Origin of the sequence: Larkinella fluvii (assembly GCF_051857545.1) — a bacterium.
Taxonomy (GTDB): domain Bacteria; phylum Bacteroidota; class Bacteroidia; order Cytophagales; family Spirosomataceae; genus Larkinella.
In genome coordinates this window covers 108371-131960 of record NZ_JBPZHB010000001.1, presented here as the reverse complement: position 1 = coordinate 131960, position 23590 = coordinate 108371, and the positions used below count along the sequence as shown (strand labels likewise).

Below are 23590 nucleotides of genomic sequence, written 5' to 3'. Positions count from 1 at the left end.
ATGGCTATTAACAGGACACCCCTCCGGGGTAATTCGGCTGCATAACAGAATCTATTGGGTTTAGTTTTTCTTATGAAGAAAATCGTCGTTTTTTTCGCCATTCTCCTCAGTTTCACCAGCGCCACCCTCCTGCCACCGTTTCCGCAAGCGGAAATAACCAACGGAATCATCCGGGCGAAACTGTATTTGCCGGATTCGGTCAACGGGTATTACCAAGGGGTCCGGTTCGACTGGTCGGGCGTGATTGCCAGTCTCGACTACAAAGACCATTCGTATTTCGGTCAGTGGTTCGAGAAATACGATCCGAAAGGGCACGACGCCATCAGCGGCCCGGTCGAAGAATTTACGCCCATTGGCTACGACGAAGCCAAACCGGGTGACGATTTCCTGAAGATTGGCGTCGGTTCGCTGCGCAAAGCAAAGGATTCGCCCTACCGGTTTTCGACGCCGTACGCCATTGTCAATCCCGGAAAATGGGCGGTAAAAACCGGTCGCGATGAAGTCGTTTTCACCCACGAACTGACCGATGCCGCGGGGTATTCGTATCGCTACCAGAAAACCGTGAAGCTTTTAAAAGGCAAACCGGTGCTGGTTCTGGAACACAGCCTGAAAAATACCGGAAAGAAAACCATCGAAACGACGGTGTATGACCACAACTTTTTCATGCTCGACAACCAACAAACCGGGCCGGACGTTTCGGTCACGTTTCCATTTGCATTACAGGTTAAACCGACACGGGGAATCGGCACCTTCGCCGATGTGCAGGGCAACCGGTTTACGTACCTAAAGGAGTTACCAAAAGGCGAAAGCACGCATTGCTACCTGGCCGGTTTTGGCGACACGGCCAAAGACTATGATTTCCGCGTTGAAAACACCAAAACCGGGTCCGGCGTCCGGGTAGTCGGCGATCAGCCCATTGTGCAACTGGCCTTCTGGTCAATTCACACGACGGTGTGTCCAGAGCCTTACATTAAAATCAAAGCCGAACCGGGTCAGACGTTCAGGTGGACCATTTCGTACGACTTTTATACACTGCCCAAAACCGCATCGACTCACTAATCCATCTTTTTTCTGGATACCATCATGAAGTATGCGCTACAAAGTACAGTGCTGGGGCTATTGATTTTGGGCATTTCGGCCAAAGCTCCAAATTGGGAAGGGAGCGACACCAACCCGCCAACGAATCAGGACTGGCCCTATTACGGTGGCAATAAGGCCGGAAACCGCTACTCTTCCTTAACGCAGATCAATCTTCAAAACGTAAAAAACCTCAAAGTAGCCTGGACATTTGACGCGGCTGGTGCCGATGGCCAAGCCGGAAGACCGCTCGAAATTCAATGCCAGCCCATTGTCATCAACGGGATTCTCTACGGCCTGACGCCCATGCTCAAGGTTTTTGCGGTCGATGCCGGAACGGGCAAACAACGCTGGCTTTTCGATCCGTTTAAAAACAAATCACCCCGGTTTAACCAGAGCCGGGGCGTCATGTACTGGGAAAGCAGCGACGGCGGACCGGGCACCGACAAACGCATTCTGTATTCCGCCGGTTCGACGCTCTACGCCCTCAACGCGCTGACGGGCGAACCCGTTGCCGGTTTTGGCCAAAACGGCGAAGTCGATTTGCGGGAAGGCCTGCAAGACGAATCGAAACGGGATCTGAGCAAACTGTCGGTGACCTCCACGACGCCGGGCGTTATTTACAAAGACATTCTGGTACTGGGTTCGGCGGTTTCGGAACAGGGTGATGCCGCACCGGGCCACGTTCGGGGCTTCGACATCCGGACCGGAAAAGTGCGGTGGGTTTTTCACACCATTCCGCAACCGGGCGAAAAAGGATACGAAACCTGGCCCAAAGACGCCTACAAACGCATTGGCGGGGCTAATAACTGGGCGGGCATGGTGCTTGACGAAAAGCGCGGCACGGTTTATTTCGGAACCGGCTCACCTTCCGTCGATTTCTATGGCGGTATTCGGGCCGGACAAAACCTGTATTCCGATTGCATTCTGGCACTGAACGCCGAAACCGGCAACATGCAGTGGTTTTACCAGACGATTCACCACGACCTGTGGGACCGCGATCTGCCCTGTCCGCCCAATCTGGTGACAGTGAAGCACAACGGAAAAACCGTCGATGCCGTAGCCCAAACCACCAAAGACGGTCTGGTGTACGTCCTGAACCGCGACACCGGCGAGTCGCTTTTTCCGGTGGAAGAACGGACTGTCCCGACCTCGCCCGCCCTGCCGGGCGAGGTTCCGTGGCCGACGCAGAAATTCCCGACAAAACCCGCGCCCTTTGCCCGGCAGGTTTTTACCGAAGCCGACATTACCAATCGGACCCCCGAAGCGCACGCCTTCGTCAGAGAGAAGTTTCTGAAAACCCGTTCCGGTGACAAATTCATGCCGCCCAGCCTGGAAGGAACGCTGTTTTTCGGCATTGGGGGTGGTGCCGAATGGGGCGGAAACGCCAGCGATCCGCAGGGAATTCTGTACCAGAATTCGAACGAAATGGTCTGGGATTTGCGAATGTCGGATCTGGCCGCCCGGAATGCCGAAATTGCCTCGAAAGGAAAAACGCTGTACCAAGCCAATTGCATGGCTTGCCACGGTCCCGACCGGAAAGGCAGCGGCCAGGAATACCCCAGCCTGGTCGATCTGGGCAAGCGGCTTTCGGGTCAGGAAATCAATGCGGTTTTGCGATCCGGCCGGGGTCGGATGCCGTCGTTCCAGCACCTTTCCGATCAGGACCGGTTTACGCTTGTCCGGTATTTGCTCAATGCCGACACCAAAACGCCGGAACCCAAACCGGCCGAAAGTCAGGATCAGCACAACGCACCAATTTTGACCGGAACCAACGAAAAAGTAGATTTCCCCTATATTCCGCCTTACATCAACAATGGCTACACCCGGTTTTTCGATCCAGACGGTTATCCGGCCGTCAAACCGCCCTGGGGAACGCTAAATGCCATCGATTTGAATACCGGTGACTACCTGTGGCGGGTTCCACTGGGCGAATTTCCGGAATTAACGAAAAAAGGCGTTCCGATTACGGGCACCGAAAATTACGGCGGACCGATCGTTACGGCTGGGGGCCTGGTCTTTATTGCCGGTACCAAAGACGAACGAATCCGGGCTTTCGACAAAAAAACCGGGAAAGTTGTCTGGGAATACCAGCTTCCGGCGGGCGGTTTTGCCACGCCGATCACATACCAGGTTGGCGGAAAACAATACGTGGTCATTGCCGCCGGTGGCGTTAAAAACGGCCACAAACCGGGTGGTTCGTACATTGCCTTTGCCTTGCCGTAAACCTATTCACATTTGCATCTAAACCCTTATCTGTACCCATGGAAAAAAACGAAAACTTCGCCGAAATGAACAGCCGTCGCGAGACGTTGAAAAAAATAGGTTTCGGTTCCTCAGCCGGTTTGCTGGGCTTATTTGGGGGAATGTCGACCGCCGAAGCCCGCGAACGGGCCGGAACGCCCTCCTACGCCAAAGCGATGGCGCCGGTCAAAATCAAATCGGTGAAAGCCATCGCCACAGCCCCGCAGGGTTCCAACCTCATCGTCGTCAAAGTCGAAACGACGGAGCCGGGTTTGTACGGTTTGGGCTGCGCGACGTTCACCCAACGGGCAGCCGTGGTCATCGTCGCCATCAATACGTACCTGAATGAATTTTGTGTGGGAAAAGATGTGGATAACATCGAAGACATGTGGCAGGCGGCTTATGTCAGCTCCTACTGGCGCAACGGCCCGGTTCTGAACAACGCCCTTTCGGGACTCGATCAGGCGTTGTGGGACATCAAAGGCAAACGCGCCAACATGCCGGTGTATCAGTTGCTGGGCGGAAAAGCGCGGTTTGCGATTCCGTGTTACACCCACGCGGGCGGCAACACGCCCGAAGCCGCAGCCGACAGCGTGAAGAAATTCATGGAGCAGGGTTTCCAGTACATCCGGATTCAACAGGGCGGTTATGGGGCTGTGGGAGCCAATTCAGCAACGCCCGACTTCAAAGCTGCCGGTTTTGGGGGTGCTACCGACAATTACATGAACGAGCGGATGTACCTGAAATCCGTTCCGAAAATGTTTGAAGTCGTTCGGAAACAGTGTGGTGACGAAATTGAATTGCTGCACGACATCCACGAGCGCGTGCAACCCATCGACGCCATTAACATGATCAAGCAGGTGGAAGAATACCGACCGTTTTTCATCGAAGATCCGTTTTCGCCCGAAAACATGAAGTGGTTTGCGCAACTGCGTCAGGCGACGTCGGTGCCGATTGCGATGGGTGAGCTGTTCAACAACATCAACGAATTCAAAGAGCCGATGGTGAACCAGTGGTTCGATTTCATCCGGATTCACGTTTCGCAGATCGGCGGTATTACACCCGCCATGAAAGTGGCGCGGCTGGGCGAGTGGTTCAACATCCGCACCGCCTGGCACGGTCCGGGCGACGTGTCGCCGGTGGGTCACGCGGCTCACGCGCACATCGACCTCGCGGTTTGGAACTTCGGAATTCAGGAAGCGGTGCAGTTTTCGGACAAAATGAAGGAAGTGTTCAGCGGTTGCCCCACGATGAACAAAGGCTATATGTCGGTTAATGAAGTGCCGGGCCTGGGCGTCGACATCAACGAGAAGGAAGCGGCTAAATACCCCATCGGCACGAAATCGAACTGGCAGGTTCGGAAAATCGACGGAACCATCATCCGGCCGTAAAAGAGTAAGTTGGCAGGAAAAATTTCTTTTTGAAAGGACACCTATCTTGACAGCATTCCGCGAGCTACCCCGGAGGGGTTTACTGTTAATAGTCCAACCAAGCTAGTTAATCGTTTTGAGCCCCGGTAGGGGCGTCCTAATGCTTGTTTTGGGATTTAGGACGCTCCTCCGGAGCTTTCTCTACATTTAGGACTTTTTGACTATTAACAGTAAACCCCTCCGGGGTAGCTCACGGAATGCGGTCAAACCAGTGTCTCCTCCCTTTATCATGAACAATTCCAAGCACTCCTCCAACCGCCGAACGTTCCTGAAATCGGCGGCCGGTCTTAGCGCACTCGGTACGGTTTTGCCCGAAGCGGTTTGGGCAAAAAATCCGCAGGTGGTGTCGCCCGATCCGGCCAAAGGGCACGTTTTTCTGACAGAACCATATTTGCAATACGTGGGGCCGGGTTCGATGACGGTGCGGTGGATTGCCAATCTGCCGTCGTACAGTTGGGTCGAATACGGCGAAACCGACTCGTTGGGCCAAAAAGCGCACAGCGTGACGGAAGGATTGGTCGATGCCTATAACCGGATCAACGGCATTACGCTCCTCGGTTTAAAACCGGGAACCACCTACCAATACCGGGTGTATTCCAAAGAAATCACGGATTTCAAACCGTATAAACTCACCTACGGCAAGACGATTGAAAGCGGCTTGTTGCGTTTTAAAACGCCTGACGAACAATCCGATGCGGTCAGTTGCCTGGTGCTGAACGACGTCCACGACCGGCCCGAAACCATCACGCACCTGCTGAGTCTGAAAGGCAATTATCCGTTCGATTTTGTGTTCCTGAACGGCGATCTGTTCGATTACCAGACCGACGAACAACAGCTTATTGACCACCTGCTGACGCCCTGTTCGGCTGGTTTTGCCAAAGAAACTCCGTTTCTGTTTGTGCGGGGCAACCACGAAACGCGGGGCAAATACCGCCGTGAATTACCGCAGTATTTTTCCAATCCGGGCGGCAAGTCGTATTACAGTTACACCTGGGGACCGGTTCATTTTACCGTGATCGACACCGGCGAAGACAAACCGGATAGCGAACCCGTCTATGCCGGAATCGTTGATTTTGATGCCTATCGCGAGGAACAGGGGCGTTGGGTCGAGCAGGTGATGCAGAGTGCCGCGTTCAAAAAAGCCAAATTCCGGGTGGTTTTCATGCACATCCCGACGTTTTACCACAACAACTGGCACGGCCCGATGCACTGCCAGAAAGTGTTCACGCCCTTATTCAACAAGCACAAGATCGATCTTTGCATCAGCGGTCACACCCACAAATACGGGGTTCACGAGCCGGTGGCCAACCAACACCATTACCCGATCATCATCGGCGGTGGCTCGAAAGACGGCACCCGGACAATTATGAAACTGAAAGCCGACCGAAAAGACCTGCATCTGAGCATGTTGCTCGACGATGGCAAAGAAGTTGGAACCTATCATTTGACGGCCAAACGGTAACCGGTTTGATTCATGAAGAAGCGGTTATGGCTGTTTAAAGGACTTGCGGTGCTGTTGCCGGTGTTGCTGCTGGGACTGGCCGAAGGCTCCCTCCGGTTGTTCGGCTACGGCCAGGATTACCGCTTGTTCGTAGAAGACCCGCAACACAACGGTTTTTTGATCATGAATCAACACGCGTCGGAGCGGTATTTTACCGAAACCGCCAACGCGACCGTTGGGAATTTCGAACCCTTCCGACAGCGAAAAGCGGATGGCACGTTCCGGATTTTTGTCCTGGGCGAATCGACCACGATTGGCTATCCGTATTTCCACAACGGCTCGTTCCACCGCTGGCTGCACTACCGGCTGATGCATACCTTCCCAAATCGAAATTTTGAAATCATCAACCTTTCGCTGACGGCAGTCAATTCCTACACGGTTTTCGGTTTTGGCAAACAATTAATTGATTATGAACCGGATGCAATTTTAATTTATACCGGCCACAATGAATATTACGGTGCTATGGGCATCGGCTCAACCAGTTCGCTGGGCGGTCATCCTGCTCTCGTGCGTCTGGTGTTGAAACTCCGGGAATTCCGGCTGATGCAACTCCTGAACCGAATGCTCGGCGGTATTCGAAAAACCGTTTCGGGTGAAAACGTGGATTTGCGCGAAAACCTGATGAAACGCATGGCCGCCGACCAGCAAATTCCGTACGGATCGGAAGCGTATCACCAGGGCATTGAACAATTTAAAACCAACCTGAACGGGCTCTGTCAGCTCTTCTCAGAACATCATATTCCGGTATTGATCAGCAATCTGGTCAGCAATGAAAAGGATCTAAAACCGTTCATCAGCGCACCGGGGAATGCCGCTCAATCGGCGCAGGAGCAGTTCAAACAGGCACAACAAGCCTACGCAAAAGGCGACTTTAAGGCTGCCAAATACCGTTTTGTTCAGGCGAAAGAACTGGATTTGCTACGGTTTCGGGGACCACGAGCCATCAATCAGGTCATTCAGGAGCTGACGGCCCAGTACCCGAACGTGACGGAAGTGGACACCCGGGCGGTTTTTGAACGGTATTCGCCGAACGGCATTCTGGGACATGAAACCTTGCTGGAGCACGTTCACCCGAATTTGTACGGCTATGCGTTGCTGTCCGACGCGTTTTACGAAGCCCTGAAAAAAAGGAAACTCATTGCTGCCGACTGGAAAAACGAACTGTCCCTGGCTCAATTGCGCCAGCGCATGCCGATTACGTCCGTCGATTCACTGAAAGGTGTTTTTGAAATGCTGATTCTGAAAGAAGGCTGGCCGTTTAACGAACCGATGCCGCCCGAAGAAAAGCGTGCCAAAACCGTGGAGGAACAATTGGCGGGGGCATTGGTGGTAAAGCAGATTTCCTGGCGCGACGCAATGGATCAACTGCTGACGCATTACCAGAAAGGGAATAACCCTCAGGGAGTTTTGCAAGTCACGGAAGCTCTGCTGCTGGAATATCCGTATGATCCCGGTTTTTATGCGCAGGCCGGGAAATTATCCTTGAGCCTGAACCAGCCTGAACAGGCGGTTTGGCATCTGAAAAAGGCGTTTGACCTGGAACCAACCTTTCCCACGGCACAGAGCCTGTTCATAACGTTGCTGAAACTGGATCGACCCGACGAAGCCCTCATTTACCTCCGCTACGCAGCCGCCCACAACGAAACGCAGTTCAGCCTGAACGAATTGCAAACGTTTGTGGAACAACTGGTGGCCGTCAAAAACCGGTATTTAACCGACACGACGAATGTAACACTGAGCAATCAGCTAGCCGCCGGTTATCTGAAATTTGCCAATGCCGACGGGGCGGCTAAATACGTGGCAAAATCCCTGCGGACCGACCCTCGCAATACCGTAGCGCTGCAATTAAAATCCCAACTTCAGGCGATCAAAAACTAACCCGACCCATGGAATTTCTACGTGAATTCTGGCTTTTCATGCGCACCCGCAAGCGATATTGGCTTTATCCGTTGCTGATTCTGTTGCTGCTCCTGAGCGCCTTGACGGTTTTAACAACGGGTTCGGCGCTGGCACCGTTCATTTATTCCCTTTTCTAACCGCTGTCAGGGTCTTCGACTGCTGACAGGGTTGCCGCCCTATTGATTATCAACACTTTGATGAAGTGAAATCTTAACACGCTGCTTATCCGCGCCCTGCACGAGCTCAAATTCATACTTCCCATCCGGAAACTGAAAGGCCAATTGCTGCATTCCTTCCGGATAGATTTTAGCATCGATCAGTTTCCGCACCGCCCGACCAGCTTCGTCAAAAACCGCCAGAGTAATGGCTCCCGTGCCTTTTACGGCAAAGTCCAGCACATACGCACCCCGGTCGGGGTGTTTCCAGAGATCGATGTAACCCGTCCGAAAATCCGGGGCGTAGGCGTAGAAACCGGTCGGATAAACCGGTTTTTTGATGCCCATTTTGGTTAATCCCGTCCAAAGTTCCGGTGTTTTCTCGCCCAGTCTCCAGAGCAAACCCGAACGGTAATTTTCCATCATAACCACGATCGGCCCCTGATCAATGGCCAGATACTGGTTGGAATACCAGTTCAAGCCTTTGTTGTAGGCATCGTAAAAACCGTACGGACCGAAAAACCGGTTTCCTTCCCGCAGATACAGATTCCGCAACACCTGCATCGAATAATAGGGGGTGTAAGGAAACGACGACAAAGCCGCCGTCGGGCTAATCGTGCCGTTGTCGTTCGTTGGCGAATGGGCATCGTAAAAATTATAGTCGTCGCTGGCAGTCAGCCCCCAGTTGCCCGGCCCGTAGCCAAACATGGCCTGACGCGGTTGCAGGCAATGCGCCCGGTTGATGAGCGTGTGATTGCGGTTCTGCTCCCAGTAGTTGGTCTGTTCATCCTGCATCAGGCGCGGATCGAGGCTCAGGAAAGAATAATGGGTGAAGAACAGCGGCCCGCCCATCGGAAAACCGAGCGGCAGTTTATAGCCAAAATAGGTTTGCCCGTTGGTATAATGGTCACTTTGCTGGTAGGTGTTCTGGTAAACTTCCGGTTTGATGGCGTGGGTCGGCGAACCGAGTGCCAGCACATACGTAACTAGCGTTTCGTCATGCCCACGAAGGGGATGATTCATTTTCCACGCGTGGTTCGGAGACCAGTGCCAGAGCAATTTCCCATCGCGAACGTACCAGTCCCATTCGACCTCCCGCCAGAGTTTATCGATCCGTTGCCGCAGGTCTTTTTCGGCAGCGACAGTCCCATCGAAATACGCCCGGGCGCTCAGCAAACCGTTCACCAGAAAAGCCGTTTCGACCAAGTCTCCACCGTTGTCATGCTCCGAAAACGGAATCACTTTCCCCGAATTGCCATCGAGCCAGTGCGGCCAGGCACCGTGAAACCGGTCGGCTTTTTCCAGAAAACCGGTCATCTTTTGCAATTGCTGCACGGCTTCGGCACGGGTTATCCAACGGCGGTCGGCGGCCACGATGATGGCCATAATGCCAAACCCGGTGCCGCCCGTCGTCACGATGTTGGGCGTAGCTGTTCGTTCGGGAGCCAGGCCGGAAACCGGGTGCGCAAAATCCCAGAAATACCGGAACGTGGCTTTTTGAACGGTTTCGAGGTACTCGCTGTATTCGTTGGCAACGGGAGGAATGGCTTCTTTCGCAGACTGCGCCGAGCAGGTAGTCAGCCAGGCCAGAACCGGTGAAAAGAAAAGGAGTAGTTTTAAAATTCTCATGCCTACAGAATTGGATGGGAACGCGGATTGAACGGATCAAAATGGATTTACACAGATAAAAATCCGTTTTGACCCGTTCAATCCGCGTTCCCATCATCAACAAATTAATAACCAGGATTTTGCGTTAATACGCCCCCGCTGGCGTCGATTTGTGGCTGTGGAATGGGCATCAATTCGCTCTTCCCGTCGACAAATTGCTTGTTGAGCGCCCGCAGAACCGCGCCCGCTCTGCCTTGCCGCACCAGATCCCAGAAGCGGTCGTGTTCCATGGCCAGTTCCACCCGGCGTTCCTTCCAGATCGCGGTTTTCAGTTGTTCCTTGCTGGCGAAAACGACATTGGGCAAAAGGGCGGCATTGCTGCCCCGCGCCCGCGCCCGAACCGCATTCAGCGACGTTACGGCCTGTTGTGACTGCCCCAGTTCGTTAGCCGCTTCGGCGTTCATCAGCACAATGTCGGCATACCGCAACAGGCGAATGTTCTTGTTGGAATCCCCCATACCGTTGGGCGATTTGGTTTCGTTCTGCGCCACGTATGCCTTTTGATTGTAGTACGGATTCGTCGCATTCTGGATGATAACGACCCCATCGGGCATCGTTTCGCCCCGCTCGATAATCGTAGCCGCTTTTCGCGGATCACCGGTTTCGTAGGCTTTCACCAGATCTTCGGATGGCACATTGAAACCCCAGCCAAACTGCCCCCGGACGCTCTGCACCTCGGCATACTGCGACCCTCCACCGCCCTGGGGTAAGGCCGCATTTTGTACTTCGAACAGCGACTCGGACGTGTTCTCCCCGGCTTCGGTGAAGATCACTTCGTAAGGCGTTTTGAGGTCATACTGTCCCGATTGCATGATTTCATTCGTCAGCCGGAGTACTTCACTCCACTTTCCCTGATACATCGACACCTTCGCCAGCCAGCCTTTCGCGGCTCCTTTGGTGGCCCGACCCAGTTCAGTGGCTGCGTATTCCGATTTTTCCGGTAAAACCGTGATTGCGTCATTCAAATCCTTTTCAATCTGCTGGTAAATCTCCTGCCGGCTGGCACGCGGCACGGCTGGTGCATCGTCGTCCTGCAACTGCGTAATCAGCGGAACACCGCCAAAGGCCCGTGCCAGATTGAAGTAGAAGTAAGCCCGTAACATTTTGGCTTCCGCAATCAGCCGCGCCTTGAGCGTTTCATCCATTTCGATGGCCGGTACCCGCTCGATAACCTGATTGGCCTTGGCAATGCCCAAGTATTGTCCACTCCAGAAATCGTTCAAACCACCGTTGGTCGACGTAACGGTAAACAAATCGAATTCGCTCAGGAAACTCGCGTCGCCCGGTTCGCTCCCTTTGTCGGCGTCATCCGAAGTCATGCTGGAAATAGCGATAAATGCAAAAACGTGGGTTGGCCACTGGCGAAGTTGCCAGTAAATGGCGTTGGTAGACTGGACGGCACCTTCCTGGCTGTTGAAAAAATCCTCGGTAATTAGCTCACCCTGCGGTTTTTTGTCCAGAAATTCTTCACTACACGCCTGTCCCGTCAGCATGAGGGAACCCGCCAGCGCAATTCTCAAAAATTGTTTCGATATGGAAATCATGATGGTTGCCCGTTAAAGATTAAAATCCAATTTGTAAACCAACCGTCGTGGTGCGGTAGACCGGCACAACGTCCAGATCGACCCCACGGCTCAGGGTGCTGGCATCATTACCGCCTACTTCCGGCGAGAAGCCCGAGTAATTGGTGAACGTAACCGGGTTCAGGGCATTGACATACGCCCGGATGGAACGCACACCCAGCGTACGGAGCAAGGTTGCTGGCAGGGTGTAGCCAATCTGAATGTTCCGAATCCGAACGAAGGAGCCGCTTTCGATGAAGTAATTCGACACATCGTAGTTGGGTCCGCCGTTGGTCAGACGCGGCTGGGTCGTCGATGGATTTTGGGCCGTCCAGCGTTCCAGAGCAATTCGCTCGTAGTTTTCGTTTCCGAAACGCACCGCCCGCCGACCATTGTAAATTTTATTGCCGTGCGTACCCTGCAAATCAACCCCCAGATCGATGCCTTTGAAGGCAAAGTTGGTATTGAAGCCCCAGAACATTTTCGGAATTGGTGTTCCCAGGTAAACGCGGTCATCGCCGTTGATGACGCCATCCCCGTTAATGTCCTCATACCGCAGGTCGCCGGGTTTGGCATTGGGTTGAGCGCTGCCCCGTACTTCGTCGGCCGTCTGGAAAACGCCCACCCTATTATAGCCGAAGAAGGCACCGATGGGTCGGCCTACGTCCGTCAGCGTAGCCGTCCGGCCGTTGCCCAGGCTACCGCCAATGATCGGAATACCGCCATTGCCCAGGTTGGTTACTTCGTTCTGCACCGTCGTGAGGTTGGCGTTCAGGCTGTACTTCAAGTCGCCGGCGGTATCGTTCCAACCCGTCGTGAATTCAAAACCCCGGTTGTAGGCACTGGCGGCATTGGACTGTACCTGACGGCCATTCCCGATGTTGACATTCAGGATCATGTCGGAGGTGTTGCGGTTGTAGTAATCGATTTCTGCCGTCAGACGGTTATTCAGAAATCCCATTTCCAGGCCAATATCCGTCTGGGTAACGGTTTCCCAGAGCAGGTTCGACGTGTTGGTACTTTGGAGCGTGGCTCCCTGTTGCAGCGTTTGCCCGGATCCAAAGATGGCGTTCAGACCGCTGCTGATGCGGGAATAATATAAATAGTTAGGAATGTTGGTATTGCCCAGCTTTCCATAGCTGACCCGCAATTTCAGATTGCTGAACAACTGCTGGTCCATCATGAACGGTTCGTCGATGATCCGCCAGCCCAGGCCAACGGCCGGAAAAGTGGCCCACCGGCTTTCGGTCGGAAAGCGCGACGAACCATCCCGCCGGAGACTTACCGTCAGTAAATACCGGTCCAGCAAACTGTAGTTGACCCGAAACAGGTACGATGCGTAGGTAAATTCATAGCTGCGGTTGTCGGGATTATCGGTCGTTTGTGCGCCGACGGTGCTACCCAGCGACAGGAATTTCACGTTGTTGTTGTACCCCGGCACGTTGAAGCGGATACCCTGCAATACGTCGGCGCGGCTATTCTGCGCTGTCGCTCCCACCAGCACATTCACGTTGTGAATCTTGTTGAAGGTCCGATTGAACGTCAGCGTGTTTTCCCACAACCAGGTCGTATTGAGTCCATACTCACGCGTCAATTTGCTCTGGTCATTCCGCTGGCTGGCCGACACCAGATACTGGGGCAGGTAAACGCTGCTGTTGTTCAGCCCCAGATCCACCCCGAAACTGGAGCGCACGGTGAACGATTTCAGAAAGTCGAGTTCGCCATAAATATTCCCAACCAACTGGCCGCTTTTGGCAATGTCGTCGGTTTGATACGCCAATACGGCTGCCGGATTCGCTACGGTGCTGACGCTCGAAAAACCGTAGGTGCCGTCGGCATTGACCGGCGTGATGGTCGGGTCGGCGTTGTAAGCCGTTTGAACAATCCCCCCCGGGATGTTATTGGACTGAGACCGTGAGAACGCCAGGTTGTTCCCAAGCCGGAAATTTCCCGTCAATTTGTAAGTGTTATTTAACCGGAAAGTCAGGCGGTTATACGCCGACTTGTCAACAATTCCTTTTTCGTCGTAATAACTGCCACTGACGTTGAAGGTAACCCGCTCGTTGCCGCCCGAAGCCGTAATCTGGTGACTCTGGACACTCCCGTTGCGGAAAATGTAATCGAACCAGTCCGTTCCGGCACCAAACGAGTTCGGATTCGGAAATTTAATGGCTCCGCCTTCACTGACGGCCACTTCGTTCACCAGCGTGGCAAACTCGCTGGCATTGGTCATATCAAGCTTTTTACTAAGCTGGGTAACCCCACCGAAGCCTTCGTAATTGAACACGGTACGACCGGATTTACCGCTTTTCGTCGTTACCAACACCACGCCATTCGCTCCCCGAACCCCGTAGATGGCCAGCGAGGAGGCATCTTTCAGCACATCGATGGTTTGAATGTCGGAGGGGTTCAAAAACCGGATGTCATCGACAAACATACCATCGACCACATACAGCGGATTGCTGTTTCCCACCGTGCCAACCCCCCGAATCCGGACGTTTGGTGCCGCGCCTGGCAAGCCCTGGTTGGTGGTAATCAACACCCCGGCCGCTTTGCCCTGCAAGGCCTGCGTCGCATTCGCAACCGGACGACTGGCAATGTCCTGGGCTTTCACGGTAGAAATAGACCCGGTCACATCCGCCTTTCGCTGCACGCCGTATCCGACTGCCACCACTTCTGTCAACGTAGTCACATCTTCTTCCAACTGTGCGTCCACTGTCGAACCGTTCACTGGGCGTTCTGTTGGCTTCATACCAATAAAACTGAAAACCAGGACATCTCCCTGATTAGCCTCGATGCTGTACTGTCCATTGGCGTCGGTATTGGCCCCTTTCGTTGTATTCTTGATCTGAACACTGACGCCCGGTAATACCGAGCCGTCGATCGCTGTCACTTTCCCGTTGACTCGTTGCTGCGCCCAGGCCGTAGCGGTAAACAGCAGGAGTATAAATAATCCGAGTAAACCCCTCTCCATAATTTTTCTGATAAATTGTTTGCTTATTCTTAGCTCAAAGGTAAACGAACTGTGACCAGATTATGTTAGAAGTGAGTACATCACTACTACATCATTTTAACTATATATATAGTTAAAAACTCAAAACCAATCTATTATGATACATTAAAACACTGTTAATGAATAGATTACATTTTTAATAACTTTTTACGTTACTCTTGCGTACCCATCATGATTAGGCGTTTTCTACGAATAAAGGAGTTTATCTACTTTCCAATATGGTTACTTCTTGTATCCGATTTGATGGCGGCTCCTACTTCCCGGAATTTGTTTCTTGCCCCTTACATCCGAAATTTTACGAAGCAGGATTATCAGGCCTACAATCAGAACTGGTCGCTTTGTCAAGATAAGGTTACCGGTTTCTTGTATGCGGCTAACTCCAAGGGCTTGCTGGAATACGACGGGACGCGCTGGCAAACCTATCGATTGCCTAAACGGCAGATTGTTCGGTCGGTTGCTATCGATTCAAAAGGTCTGATTTATACGGGCGGTTTGGGTGAAATTGGCTATTGGCAGGCTAGTGATACCGGCGTGCTTCAGTATCGTTCACTCACCGGGCTGATCCGTAATAAGCTTTTTCGCAAAGAGGAAATCTGGAATATCGTTACCGGATCCGACTTTGTATTTTTTCAGTCTTTTTCGACCGGCTTTTTGTATCGTAATGGGCGGGTTTCTGAAGTTCCTTTACCGGGCAATGTCCTTTTTTTGTACGAAGTTCACGATCGCTATTATCTTCAGTCCATCGGAAAAGGAATATATGAATTGGTGAATGGGAAATTTGTTTCCCTTCCCAATACAGATCCGTTGGGTTCCACGGCGGTTCATGCGATCCTCCCGTACGGGAACAAAGGGTTGCTGATCGGCACCCGCGATCACGGTTTGTTTCTTTACGAGAATGGACGACTTTCCCGGTTGAATCACCCTGCCAGCCAGTTTTTGCAGCGATACCAATGCAATAAAGGGCTTGCGTTGTCGGATGGCCGGTATGCTTTCGGTACCATTCTCAACGGGATATTTGTCACCGATACCACCGGCACTCTATTGTATTCCGTCAATCAGCGGGAGGGGCTGCAAAACAACACCGTCCTTTCGCTGGCTCTCGACCTCAAAGGAAACGTCTGGGCCGGGCTCGATGACGGCATCGATGCCCTTGCATTCAGTTATCCACTGAAATATTTCACGGATCCAAACGGTCAATTAGGAACGCCCTACGATGCGGTTCTTTACAATAAAAAGTTATACTTAGGTACCAATCATGGCGTTTACTGGTGCGATTTCCCCACGCTCGGTTTACCGGTTTATCATCTGGTGGATGGCTCGCAGGGGCAGGTCTGGGATTTGACCGTACTTGATGGTCAGTTGCTCTGTGGCCACAACGCCGGCACGTTTCGAATAACGCCTGCCGATGGGTGGGAGTCCCTTTTCACGCAAACCGGTGGCTGGAGTTTACGAGCCTTGTCTTCACGACCCGGTTTTGCTCTACAGGGAACGTACACCGGCTTGTGTGTTTATCGCCGTGACCAGGACGGTAAATGGCAATTCAGCCACTTGATCGCAGGATTTAGCGAACCCATTCGGGAGGTTTGGGAAGATTCGGAGGGAAAAATCTGGCTGCGTCACGCCCACAATGGGGTGTATTCGGTCCAGTTATCAGCGGATTTACGGAAAATCAGTCACCTCAACTGGGTGGCTTCCTATTCCAAAGAGGCCGGTTTGAAAGAGCAGTTTGGGGTTTCAGGAACGATTCGGCGAATTTTCGGTGGATGGAAAGATGAACAGCTCTTCTTACGGCAGGATGGCAGTCTCCTGGTGGCCAAACCGGATGGCTTAAAAGCGGAATTTTCCATCAGCCATTTTGCCTGGATGGACGATTATGAGAACATTGTCCCACTGGATTCTAATTATTACCTGCTGTGTTTTGAGAAAGGTTATGCACTTTTGCCCCGGCAGGAGTTATCAACGGTAAGCAATCAACAACTGATCAATAAGCCCCTGATTCGGCAATTGGCCGTTCTGAATGGAAACGACAGCCGGTATTTCACCTTCCGTACTGCTTCATTCCTGGCATCCTTTTCTCCGGTTCTGAAAGCCAGGGAAAACCATCTCGTCTTTCAGTTTAGCCAACCCGAATCCATTCAGGAACCTTTGTTCAGCTATCGTCTGGCTGGATTGGATGAGAACTGGTCGGATTTCAGCCCGCTGGCCGAGAAAGAATATGCCAGTCTGCGGCCGGGTACCTACGAATTTCAGCTACGCTCTACCTCTGACGGTTCCGTTACCTCGTTTCCGTTTGAGATTCTGCCGCCCTGGTACCAGAGCGTCTGGGCTTATCTGACCTACTTTCTGATTGGATGTGGTTTGATTGGTGGCAGCTTTTACGTTCACCGGCGGCAGGTGGCGGCTCATCAGACCAAAGTTCGGCAGCAAATGGAGGAGAAACTGGCCCGGGAACAGGAAAAGCACCGGCAGCAACTGATGCAGGTTCAGAAAGAAAAGCTGGAGCAGGACGTCATCGGTAAATCGGAGGAGTTAGCCAACACCACCATGAACCTAATCCACAAAAATGACCTACTGCTCAAACTAAAAGGAGAAGTTGAGAAATTAAAAGATGAGGTTCAACAACGGCAAACCATCGATCAGGCAACGGGACATATCAATCAACTTGTCAAACTGATCGATTCCAATATTTCAAGCCGACAGGACTGGAAGGTCTTTGAGAAGAACTTCAACAAAGTTCACGAACAGTTTTTCAAGCGGTTATTGAGCCAGTACGACGGTTTGACGCCCGACGACATGCGGCTGGCGGCTTATTTGCGGATGAATCTTTCGAGTAAAGAAGTGGCCAAATTGCTTAACATTACCGTCCGGAGTGTCGAACTGAAACGGTATCGCTTGCGAAAACGATTGAATCTCCCGCAGGAAACGAACCTGAACGAGTTTATGATGGCGTTTTAAACGAAAAAACCGCCTTTGAGGGCGGTTTTTTCAATACGAATCGGGTTCGAATTAGAACCGGAAGTGGGAGAATGCCTTGTTGGCTTCGGCCATCCGGTGGGTGTCATCCTTTTTCTTGACGGCAGCGCCTTCACCTTTTGCTGCTGCTACGATTTCCGCTGCCAAACGATCGACCATGGTTTTTTCACCACGTGAACGGGCATACTTGATCAGCCATTTCATGCCTACTGATACTTTGCGATCAGGACGTACTTCCGTCGGAACCTGGAATGTGGCACCACCTACCCGGCGGCTTTTCACCTCAACTGAAGGCATTACGTTGTTCAATGCCTTTTTCCAAACGTCTAAGCCGTTGTCGTTGGTTTTTTTCTCAACCAGCGCCAGTGCGTCGTAGAAAATGGAGTACGAAAGGCTCTTTTTACCTTCGTACATGAGGTTATTAACAAATTTCGTTACCAGCGTCTCCTTGTATTTAGGATCGGGTAAAACGTATCTTTTCTTTGGTTTTGCTTTTCTCATGATCTTCAGATGATAAATCTTACTCTAAACGTTGTGCATCTTTGGCAACGCTCAGTCAATTAAATCCGGGAGCTATTATTTTTTCTTTTTAGCTGGAGCTCCCTTCGTCGGTGCAGCTACCTGACCCGGTTTCGGACGTTTCGTACCGTATTTCGAGCGGGCTTGTTTCCGACCGCTTACGCCAGCCGTATCAAGTGCTCCACGAACGATGTGATAACGCACACCCGGAAGGTCTTTCACCCGACCACCCCGTACCAGAACAATCGAGTGCTCCTGCAGGTTGTGGCCTTCGCCCGGAATATAGGCGTTAACTTCTTTGCCATGTGACAGACGCACACGGGCTACTTTACGCAAAGCCGAGTTTGGCTTTTTGGGGGTGGTTGTGTACACACGCGTACACACACCACGGCGTTGTGGGCAAGAGTCCAATGCCGGCGACTTTGATTTAAAAGTCAGCTTTTCACGGCCCTTGCGTACTAATTGTTGTATCGTAGGCATTGTATCAGAATTGGTATTACTACAGTCCTCTGGAAAAATAGGAGTGCAAAATTAGCTAAATCGGCTGGAAAACCAAAGTGACAGGCGAATTAATTTTCAGTAATTTCTTGTCCATTACCGGATTAGGCTTCACCGATCGGGCCGCCAAACTGGGTCGGAAACCGAAACGCATCTTCAGCGCCGTTGATATCGCCATACGTATCTTCAAATTTCCGGATGTTATCTTTCAGGGCCGTCAACAACCGCTTGGCGTGTTCGGGGGTCAGAATGATCCGGGATTTTACCTTGGCTTTGGGAATACCGGGCATCAGACGAATGAAATCGATGATGAACTCACTGTTGGAATGCGCAATCATGGCTAGATTGGCGTAGATCCCTTCCGCAATTTCTTCCGTTAATTCGATGTTGATCTGTGCGTCCTGATCAGGTAACTGGTTTTCCATAGTCATTTGGTGTAAGAATCAAAGATAAAGAACTCTCTGCGGTTTTCCGTAGTTCAAAAAAACTGTGGGTATTTTTATCCACCTGACCAACAACTTATTGACTATGCGGTATCAGATTGCAGGTGGATTCTGGATTGAGTCGGCATTTATCTATACAAAAACAGGGCCAGACCGAATGGCCTGACCCTGTTTACCTTTCAAGTATGGATCGAAACTAAACCGTCTCGCGTTTTTTGCTGCGCGTAAATTTCTCACGCGTTTCAACGAACGTTTCGTATTCTTCTTTCGAATTGACAATGATGTTGGCGTACCGGCGCGTTCCCGTACCAGCCGGGATCAGGTGGCCCACCAACACGTTTTCTTTCAAGCCTTCGAGGTAATCGGCTTTTCCACGGATCGACGCTTCGCTCAACACCTTGGTCGTTTCCTGGAACGAAGCTGCCGACAGGAAGCTTTCCGTACCCAGGGACGCCTGTGTGATCCCCTGCAGGGTCGGTTGTGAAACCGCCGGCATGGCATCGCGAACATCGACCAGTTTCAAATCCCGACGTTTCAGGCTCGAATTTTCATCGCGCAGACGACGTACGGAAATGATCTGACCGGCTTTCAGGGTTTCAGAATCACCCGGATCCATGACGACTTTCATGTTCATGATTTTGTCATTTTCGGTCCGGAAGCTCCATTTGTCAACCGATTGCATATCCAGGAAGATCGTGTCACCAGCGTCCATGATCTCAACCTTCTGCATCATCTGACGAACAATCGCTTCGATGTGCTTGTCGTTGATCTTCACACCTTGCAGACGATATACCTCCTGAATTTCATTCACCAGGTATTCCTGAACCGCGGTTGGCCCTTTAATCGACAGAATATCCGACGGCGTAATGGCGCCATCCGACAGCGGATCACCCGCCCGAACAAAGTCATTGTCCTGAACCAGAATGTGTTTCGACAACGGCACCAGGTATTTTTTCTTCGTTCCGTCTTTCGACTCGATATAGATTTCGCGGTTACCGCGTTTGATCGTACCGTAGGTAACAACACCGTCGATTTCGCTCACAACCGCCGGGTTCGACGGGTTACGCGCTTCGAACAATTCCGTTACCCGGGGCAGACCACCCGTGATGTCGCGGGTTTTACCGACGTTACGCGGAATTTTCGCCACCGGCTGACCGGCTTTGATCGACTGACCGTTTTTCACAACCAGACGGGCACTTACCGGCAGGTTATAGCTTTTCTCGGTCGTGTCTTCCAGCAGAATACTGGTTCCTTTCACCATAATCGCCGGGTTTTTGGTCTTATCCCGACTTTCGATGATCACCATTTCCTGGAAGCCGGTTTGTTCGTCAAACTCTTCGCGATAGGTAATGGCTTCTTCGATGGCTTCGAATTCCAGTTTACCCGTTATTTCGGACAAGATAACGGCGTTATACGGATCCCAGGCGCAAAGTTCGTCTCCCTTCTTCACCAGTTGGTTTTCCTTAACCCGCATGAAAGCACCATATGGCACGTTATTGCTGATCAATACCAGATTCGGATTAGCCGGATCGACAATTTTAACTTCACCGGAACGACCCATCACGACCGTAATCGGGTTGCCTTCGTTATCGACCGATTCAACAGTCCGCATTTCTTCAAACTGAACCATCCCGTCAAATTTCGCCCGGATGGACGCATCGACTGCGATGTTTGAAGCCGTACCCCCAACGTGGAAGGTCCGAAGCGTCAACTGCGTACCCGGTTCACCGATGGACTGCGAAGCAATTACGCCCACGGCCTCACCGATGTCGACCATGCGACCCGTTGCCAGGTTCCGGCCGTAGCATTTCGCGCAAACGCCTTTCTTGGCTTCGCACGTCAACACCGACCGGATTTCAACGGTTTCGATACTGGTTTCGTCGATGGCAGCCGCGATTTCTTCGTTGATTTCGCTACCACCCGCCACAATCAGTTCTTTCGTCAACGGATTATAGACATCGTGTACCGTAACCCGACCCAGAATCCGCTCTGACAATGGTTCAACGATGTCCTCGTTGTCTTTCAAAGCCGAGATCTGGAGACCGCGCAGCGTTCCGCAATCGTCTTCCGTGATAATCACATCCTGCGCAACGTCGTGCAAACGACGGGTCAGGTAACCGGCATCCGCCGTTTTCAAAGCGGTATCGGCCAAACCTTTCCGCGCACCGTGCGTCGAGATAAAGTATTCCAATACGTCAAGGCCTTCTTTGAAGTTCGACAGGATCGGGTTCTCGATGATTTCACCGACTGAACCTTGCAGGTTCTTCTGTGGCTTGGCCATCAAACCCCGCATACCGCCTAACTGACGAATCTGTTCGCGTGAACCCCGGGCTCCGGAGTGCATCATCATAAAGATCGAGTTGAATCCTTGCTGATCGGCTTCCAACTGCTTCATCAGGGTTTCGGTGATCCGGCTGTTGACGCGCGTCCAGATGTCGATCACCTGGTTGTACCGTTCGTTTTCCGTAATCAGACCCATCAGGTAGTTGTTCCAGACCGACTCAACCTCCTGTTTGGCTTCACCAATCAGTTTTTCTTTCGCATCAGGAACCTTCACGTCACTCAAACCGATCGACAAACCGCCTTTGAAGGCCATCTGGAAACCGAGTTCTTTGATGTCGTCCAGGAACTGGGCGGTTTTCGAACCACCTGAAATCTTGAAGATATACGAAATGATCTGCTGCAGTTTTTTCTTCGTCAGCAGTTCATTGATATAACCTACTTCTTCCGGCACAGACTGGTTGAACAAAACCCGACCGGCTACGGTATCGATAATTTTCGTTTCCAGCTCGCCTTTTTCGTTCCGAACCTTCGTCCGGACATTCACATTCGCGTGCTTCGAGACTTTGCCTTCGTTGATGGCAATAATCACCTCTTCCGCCCCGTAGAACGTCATGCCTTCGCCGATGATCGGATACTCGGGCGTGCTCTTGCGGCCTTTCGTCACGTAGTACAAGCCCAAAACCATGTCCTGCGACGGTACCGTAATGGGTGCGCCGTTGGCCGGGTTCAGGATGTTGTGCGACGCCAGCATCAGCATCGAGGCTTCCAGAATGGCTTCCTGTCCCAGCGGAACGTGAACGGCCATCTGGTCACCGTCAAAGTCAGCGTTGAATGCCGTACAGACGAGTGGGTGCAACTGAATTGCTTTTCCTTCAATCAGTTTCGGCTGGAAAGCCTGAATACCCAAACGGTGCAGCGTTGGAGCCCGGTTCAACAGAACGGGGTGTCCTTTCAGTACGTTTTCCAGAATGTCCCAGATAATCGGGTCTTTCCGGTCAACGATTTTCTTCGCTGATTTTACGGTTTTTACAATACCGCGTTCGATCAGTTTCCGAATAATGAACGGTTTGAAGAGTTCAGCCGCCATATCTTTCGGCAGACCGCATTCGTGCAGTTTCAGTTCTGGTCCAACGACGATAACCGAACGACCTGAATAATCGACCCGCTTACCGAGCAAGTTCTGACGGAACCGCCCCTGCTTTCCTTTCAGCATATCCGACAGCGACTTCAGCGCCCGGTTCCCTTCTGAACGAACCGCATTGACTTTCCGGGAATTGTCGAACAAAGAATCGACTGCTTCCTGCAACATCCGCTTTTCGTTCCGCAGAATCACCTCCGGCGCCTTGATTTCGATCAGACGCTTCAGACGATTGTTCCGGATAATCACCCGGCGGTATAAGTCGTTCAAATCGGAGGTAGCAAAACGACCACCATCCAAAGGCACCAACGGACGCAATTCCGGCGGAATCACCGGAACCATGCGAATCACCATCCACTCGGGGCGGTTTTCAACGCGGGTGTTGGCATCCCGGAAGGCTTCAACGACTTTCAGCCGCTTCAGGGCTTCTGCTTTTCGTTGTTGTGATGTGTCCGTTGCCGCAGCGTGGCGCAGGTTGTACGACAGTTCGTCCAACTTCACCCGTGACAGCAGCATTTCGAGGGCTTCAGCCCCCATTTTGGCAATAAACTTCTGCGGATCAGAATCCGGCAAAAGCTGGTTGCCACTCGGCAGTTTATCGACAATATCCAGGTATTCGTCTTCCGTCAAGAAGTCCAGTTCCTGAATACCATCTTCCCCTTTGATACCGGTTTGAACGACAACGTACCGTTCGTAATAGATAATCTGATCGAGTTTCTTGGTCGAAAGGCCGAGCAGGTATCCAATTTTATTCGGAAGACTCCGGAAATACCAGATGTGGGCCACCGGAACCACCAATTCGATGTGTCCCATCCGTTCCCGGCGCACCTTTTTCTCCGTTACTTCCACCCCACAGCGATCGCAAATAATGCCCTTGTAGCGAATCCGTTTGTACTTCCCGCAATGGCATTCCCAGTCTTTGACCGGCCCGAAGATCCGCTCACAGAACAAACCGCCCATCTCAGGCTTGTAAGTCCGGTAGTTGATCGTTTCAGGTTGGGTCACTTCCCCGTACGAACTCTCCAGAATGGACTCAGGCGAAGCCAGGCTTATCAGCACCCTGGAAAAGTCGCTGTTGAGTTTTTTGTTCTTCTTAAAGGACATACTTGTATGGATTTTTTAAAAGCTAACCACCACTAGATTAAACAACTTTTACGCAACTATCATTCACCGGTGTGATTGCCCGC

General features: G+C 52.0%; 14 protein-coding genes. 7 read left to right on the top strand and 7 right to left on the bottom strand.

From position 1 onward, the window contains the following. Positions 1 to 72 precede the first annotated feature (72 nt). From ACS5NO_RS00610 to ACS5NO_RS00585, 6 genes are all read left to right on the top strand, one after another. Positions 73 to 1059 carry a hypothetical protein gene (locus ACS5NO_RS00610; RefSeq protein ID WP_439413400.1) on the top strand — a complete coding sequence of 329 codons (987 nt, stop codon included), beginning with the start codon at positions 73 to 75 and terminating at the stop codon, positions 1057 to 1059. A gap of 24 nt (positions 1060 to 1083) precedes the next feature. Then, the gene (locus tag ACS5NO_RS00605) at positions 1084 to 3303 is read left to right on the top strand and encodes an outer membrane protein assembly factor BamB family protein (RefSeq protein WP_439413399.1); all 2220 of its coding nucleotides are present in this window, start codon (positions 1084 to 1086) and stop codon (positions 3301 to 3303) included. A gap of 38 nt (positions 3304 to 3341) precedes the next feature. Continuing rightward, positions 3342 to 4712 carry an enolase C-terminal domain-like protein gene (locus ACS5NO_RS00600; RefSeq protein WP_439413398.1) on the top strand — a complete coding sequence of 457 codons (1371 nt, stop codon included), beginning with the start codon at positions 3342 to 3344 and terminating at the stop codon, positions 4710 to 4712. 268 nt (positions 4713 to 4980) lie between these two features. Then, a complete protein-coding gene (locus tag ACS5NO_RS00595) occupies positions 4981 to 6213 on the top strand; it encodes a purple acid phosphatase family protein (protein WP_439413397.1) in 1233 nt (410 codons plus the stop codon). Positions 6214 to 6225: 12 nt separating this feature from the next. Continuing rightward, positions 6226 to 8130, top strand: a complete 1905-nt coding sequence (locus tag ACS5NO_RS00590; RefSeq protein ID WP_439413396.1) for a hypothetical protein — start codon at positions 6226 to 6228, stop codon at positions 8128 to 8130. 8 nt (positions 8131 to 8138) lie between these two features. Further along, positions 8139 to 8288 carry a DUF5989 family protein gene (locus ACS5NO_RS00585; protein ID WP_171062891.1) on the top strand — a complete coding sequence of 50 codons (150 nt, stop codon included), beginning with the start codon at positions 8139 to 8141 and terminating at the stop codon, positions 8286 to 8288. A 39-nt stretch (positions 8289 to 8327) separates the two neighbouring features. Here the strand turns inward: ACS5NO_RS00585 and ACS5NO_RS00580 are convergent, their stop codons facing one another. The 3 genes from ACS5NO_RS00580 to ACS5NO_RS00570 all read right to left on the bottom strand — a co-directional run bounded on the left by ACS5NO_RS00580 (position 8328) and on the right by ACS5NO_RS00570 (position 14510). After that, a complete protein-coding gene (locus ACS5NO_RS00580; protein WP_439413395.1) occupies positions 8328 to 9935 on the bottom strand; it encodes a glucoamylase family protein in 1608 nt (535 codons plus the stop codon). A 104-nt stretch (positions 9936 to 10039) separates the two neighbouring features. Next, positions 10040 to 11518, bottom strand: coding sequence for a RagB/SusD family nutrient uptake outer membrane protein (locus tag ACS5NO_RS00575; protein WP_439413394.1), 1479 nt, complete (start codon positions 11516 to 11518; stop codon positions 10040 to 10042). A gap of 19 nt (positions 11519 to 11537) precedes the next feature. Beyond that, positions 11538 to 14510, bottom strand: coding sequence for a SusC/RagA family TonB-linked outer membrane protein (locus ACS5NO_RS00570; protein WP_439413393.1), 2973 nt, complete (start codon positions 14508 to 14510; stop codon positions 11538 to 11540). 282 nt (positions 14511 to 14792) lie between these two features. Here ACS5NO_RS00570 and ACS5NO_RS00565 point away from each other — a divergent pair, with 282 nt between their 5' ends. Further along, positions 14793 to 17504: a triple tyrosine motif-containing protein gene (locus ACS5NO_RS00565; RefSeq protein WP_439413392.1), complete on the top strand. Its 2712-nt coding sequence runs from the start codon at positions 14793 to 14795 to the stop codon at positions 17502 to 17504. A 51-nt stretch (positions 17505 to 17555) separates the two neighbouring features. On the opposite strand, the gene rpsG is transcribed toward ACS5NO_RS00565, so the two are convergent. From rpsG to rpoC, 4 genes are all read right to left on the bottom strand, one after another. Further along, positions 17556 to 18023, bottom strand: a complete 468-nt coding sequence (gene rpsG, locus ACS5NO_RS00560) for a 30S ribosomal protein S7 (RefSeq protein WP_114406408.1) — start codon at positions 18021 to 18023, stop codon at positions 17556 to 17558. A gap of 75 nt (positions 18024 to 18098) precedes the next feature. Beyond that, the gene (rpsL, locus tag ACS5NO_RS00555) at positions 18099 to 18521 is read right to left on the bottom strand and encodes a 30S ribosomal protein S12 (protein WP_114406409.1); all 423 of its coding nucleotides are present in this window, start codon (positions 18519 to 18521) and stop codon (positions 18099 to 18101) included. Between the two features lie 122 nt (positions 18522 to 18643). Next, on the bottom strand, positions 18644 to 18964 hold the full coding sequence (locus ACS5NO_RS00550; RefSeq protein WP_114406410.1) for a DUF3467 domain-containing protein: 321 nt from the start codon (positions 18962 to 18964) through the stop codon (positions 18644 to 18646). A 214-nt stretch (positions 18965 to 19178) separates the two neighbouring features. Further along, positions 19179 to 23507, bottom strand: coding sequence for a DNA-directed RNA polymerase subunit beta' (gene rpoC, locus ACS5NO_RS00545; RefSeq protein ID WP_439413391.1), 4329 nt, complete (start codon positions 23505 to 23507; stop codon positions 19179 to 19181). Between the last annotated feature and the right edge of the window lie 83 nt (positions 23508 to 23590).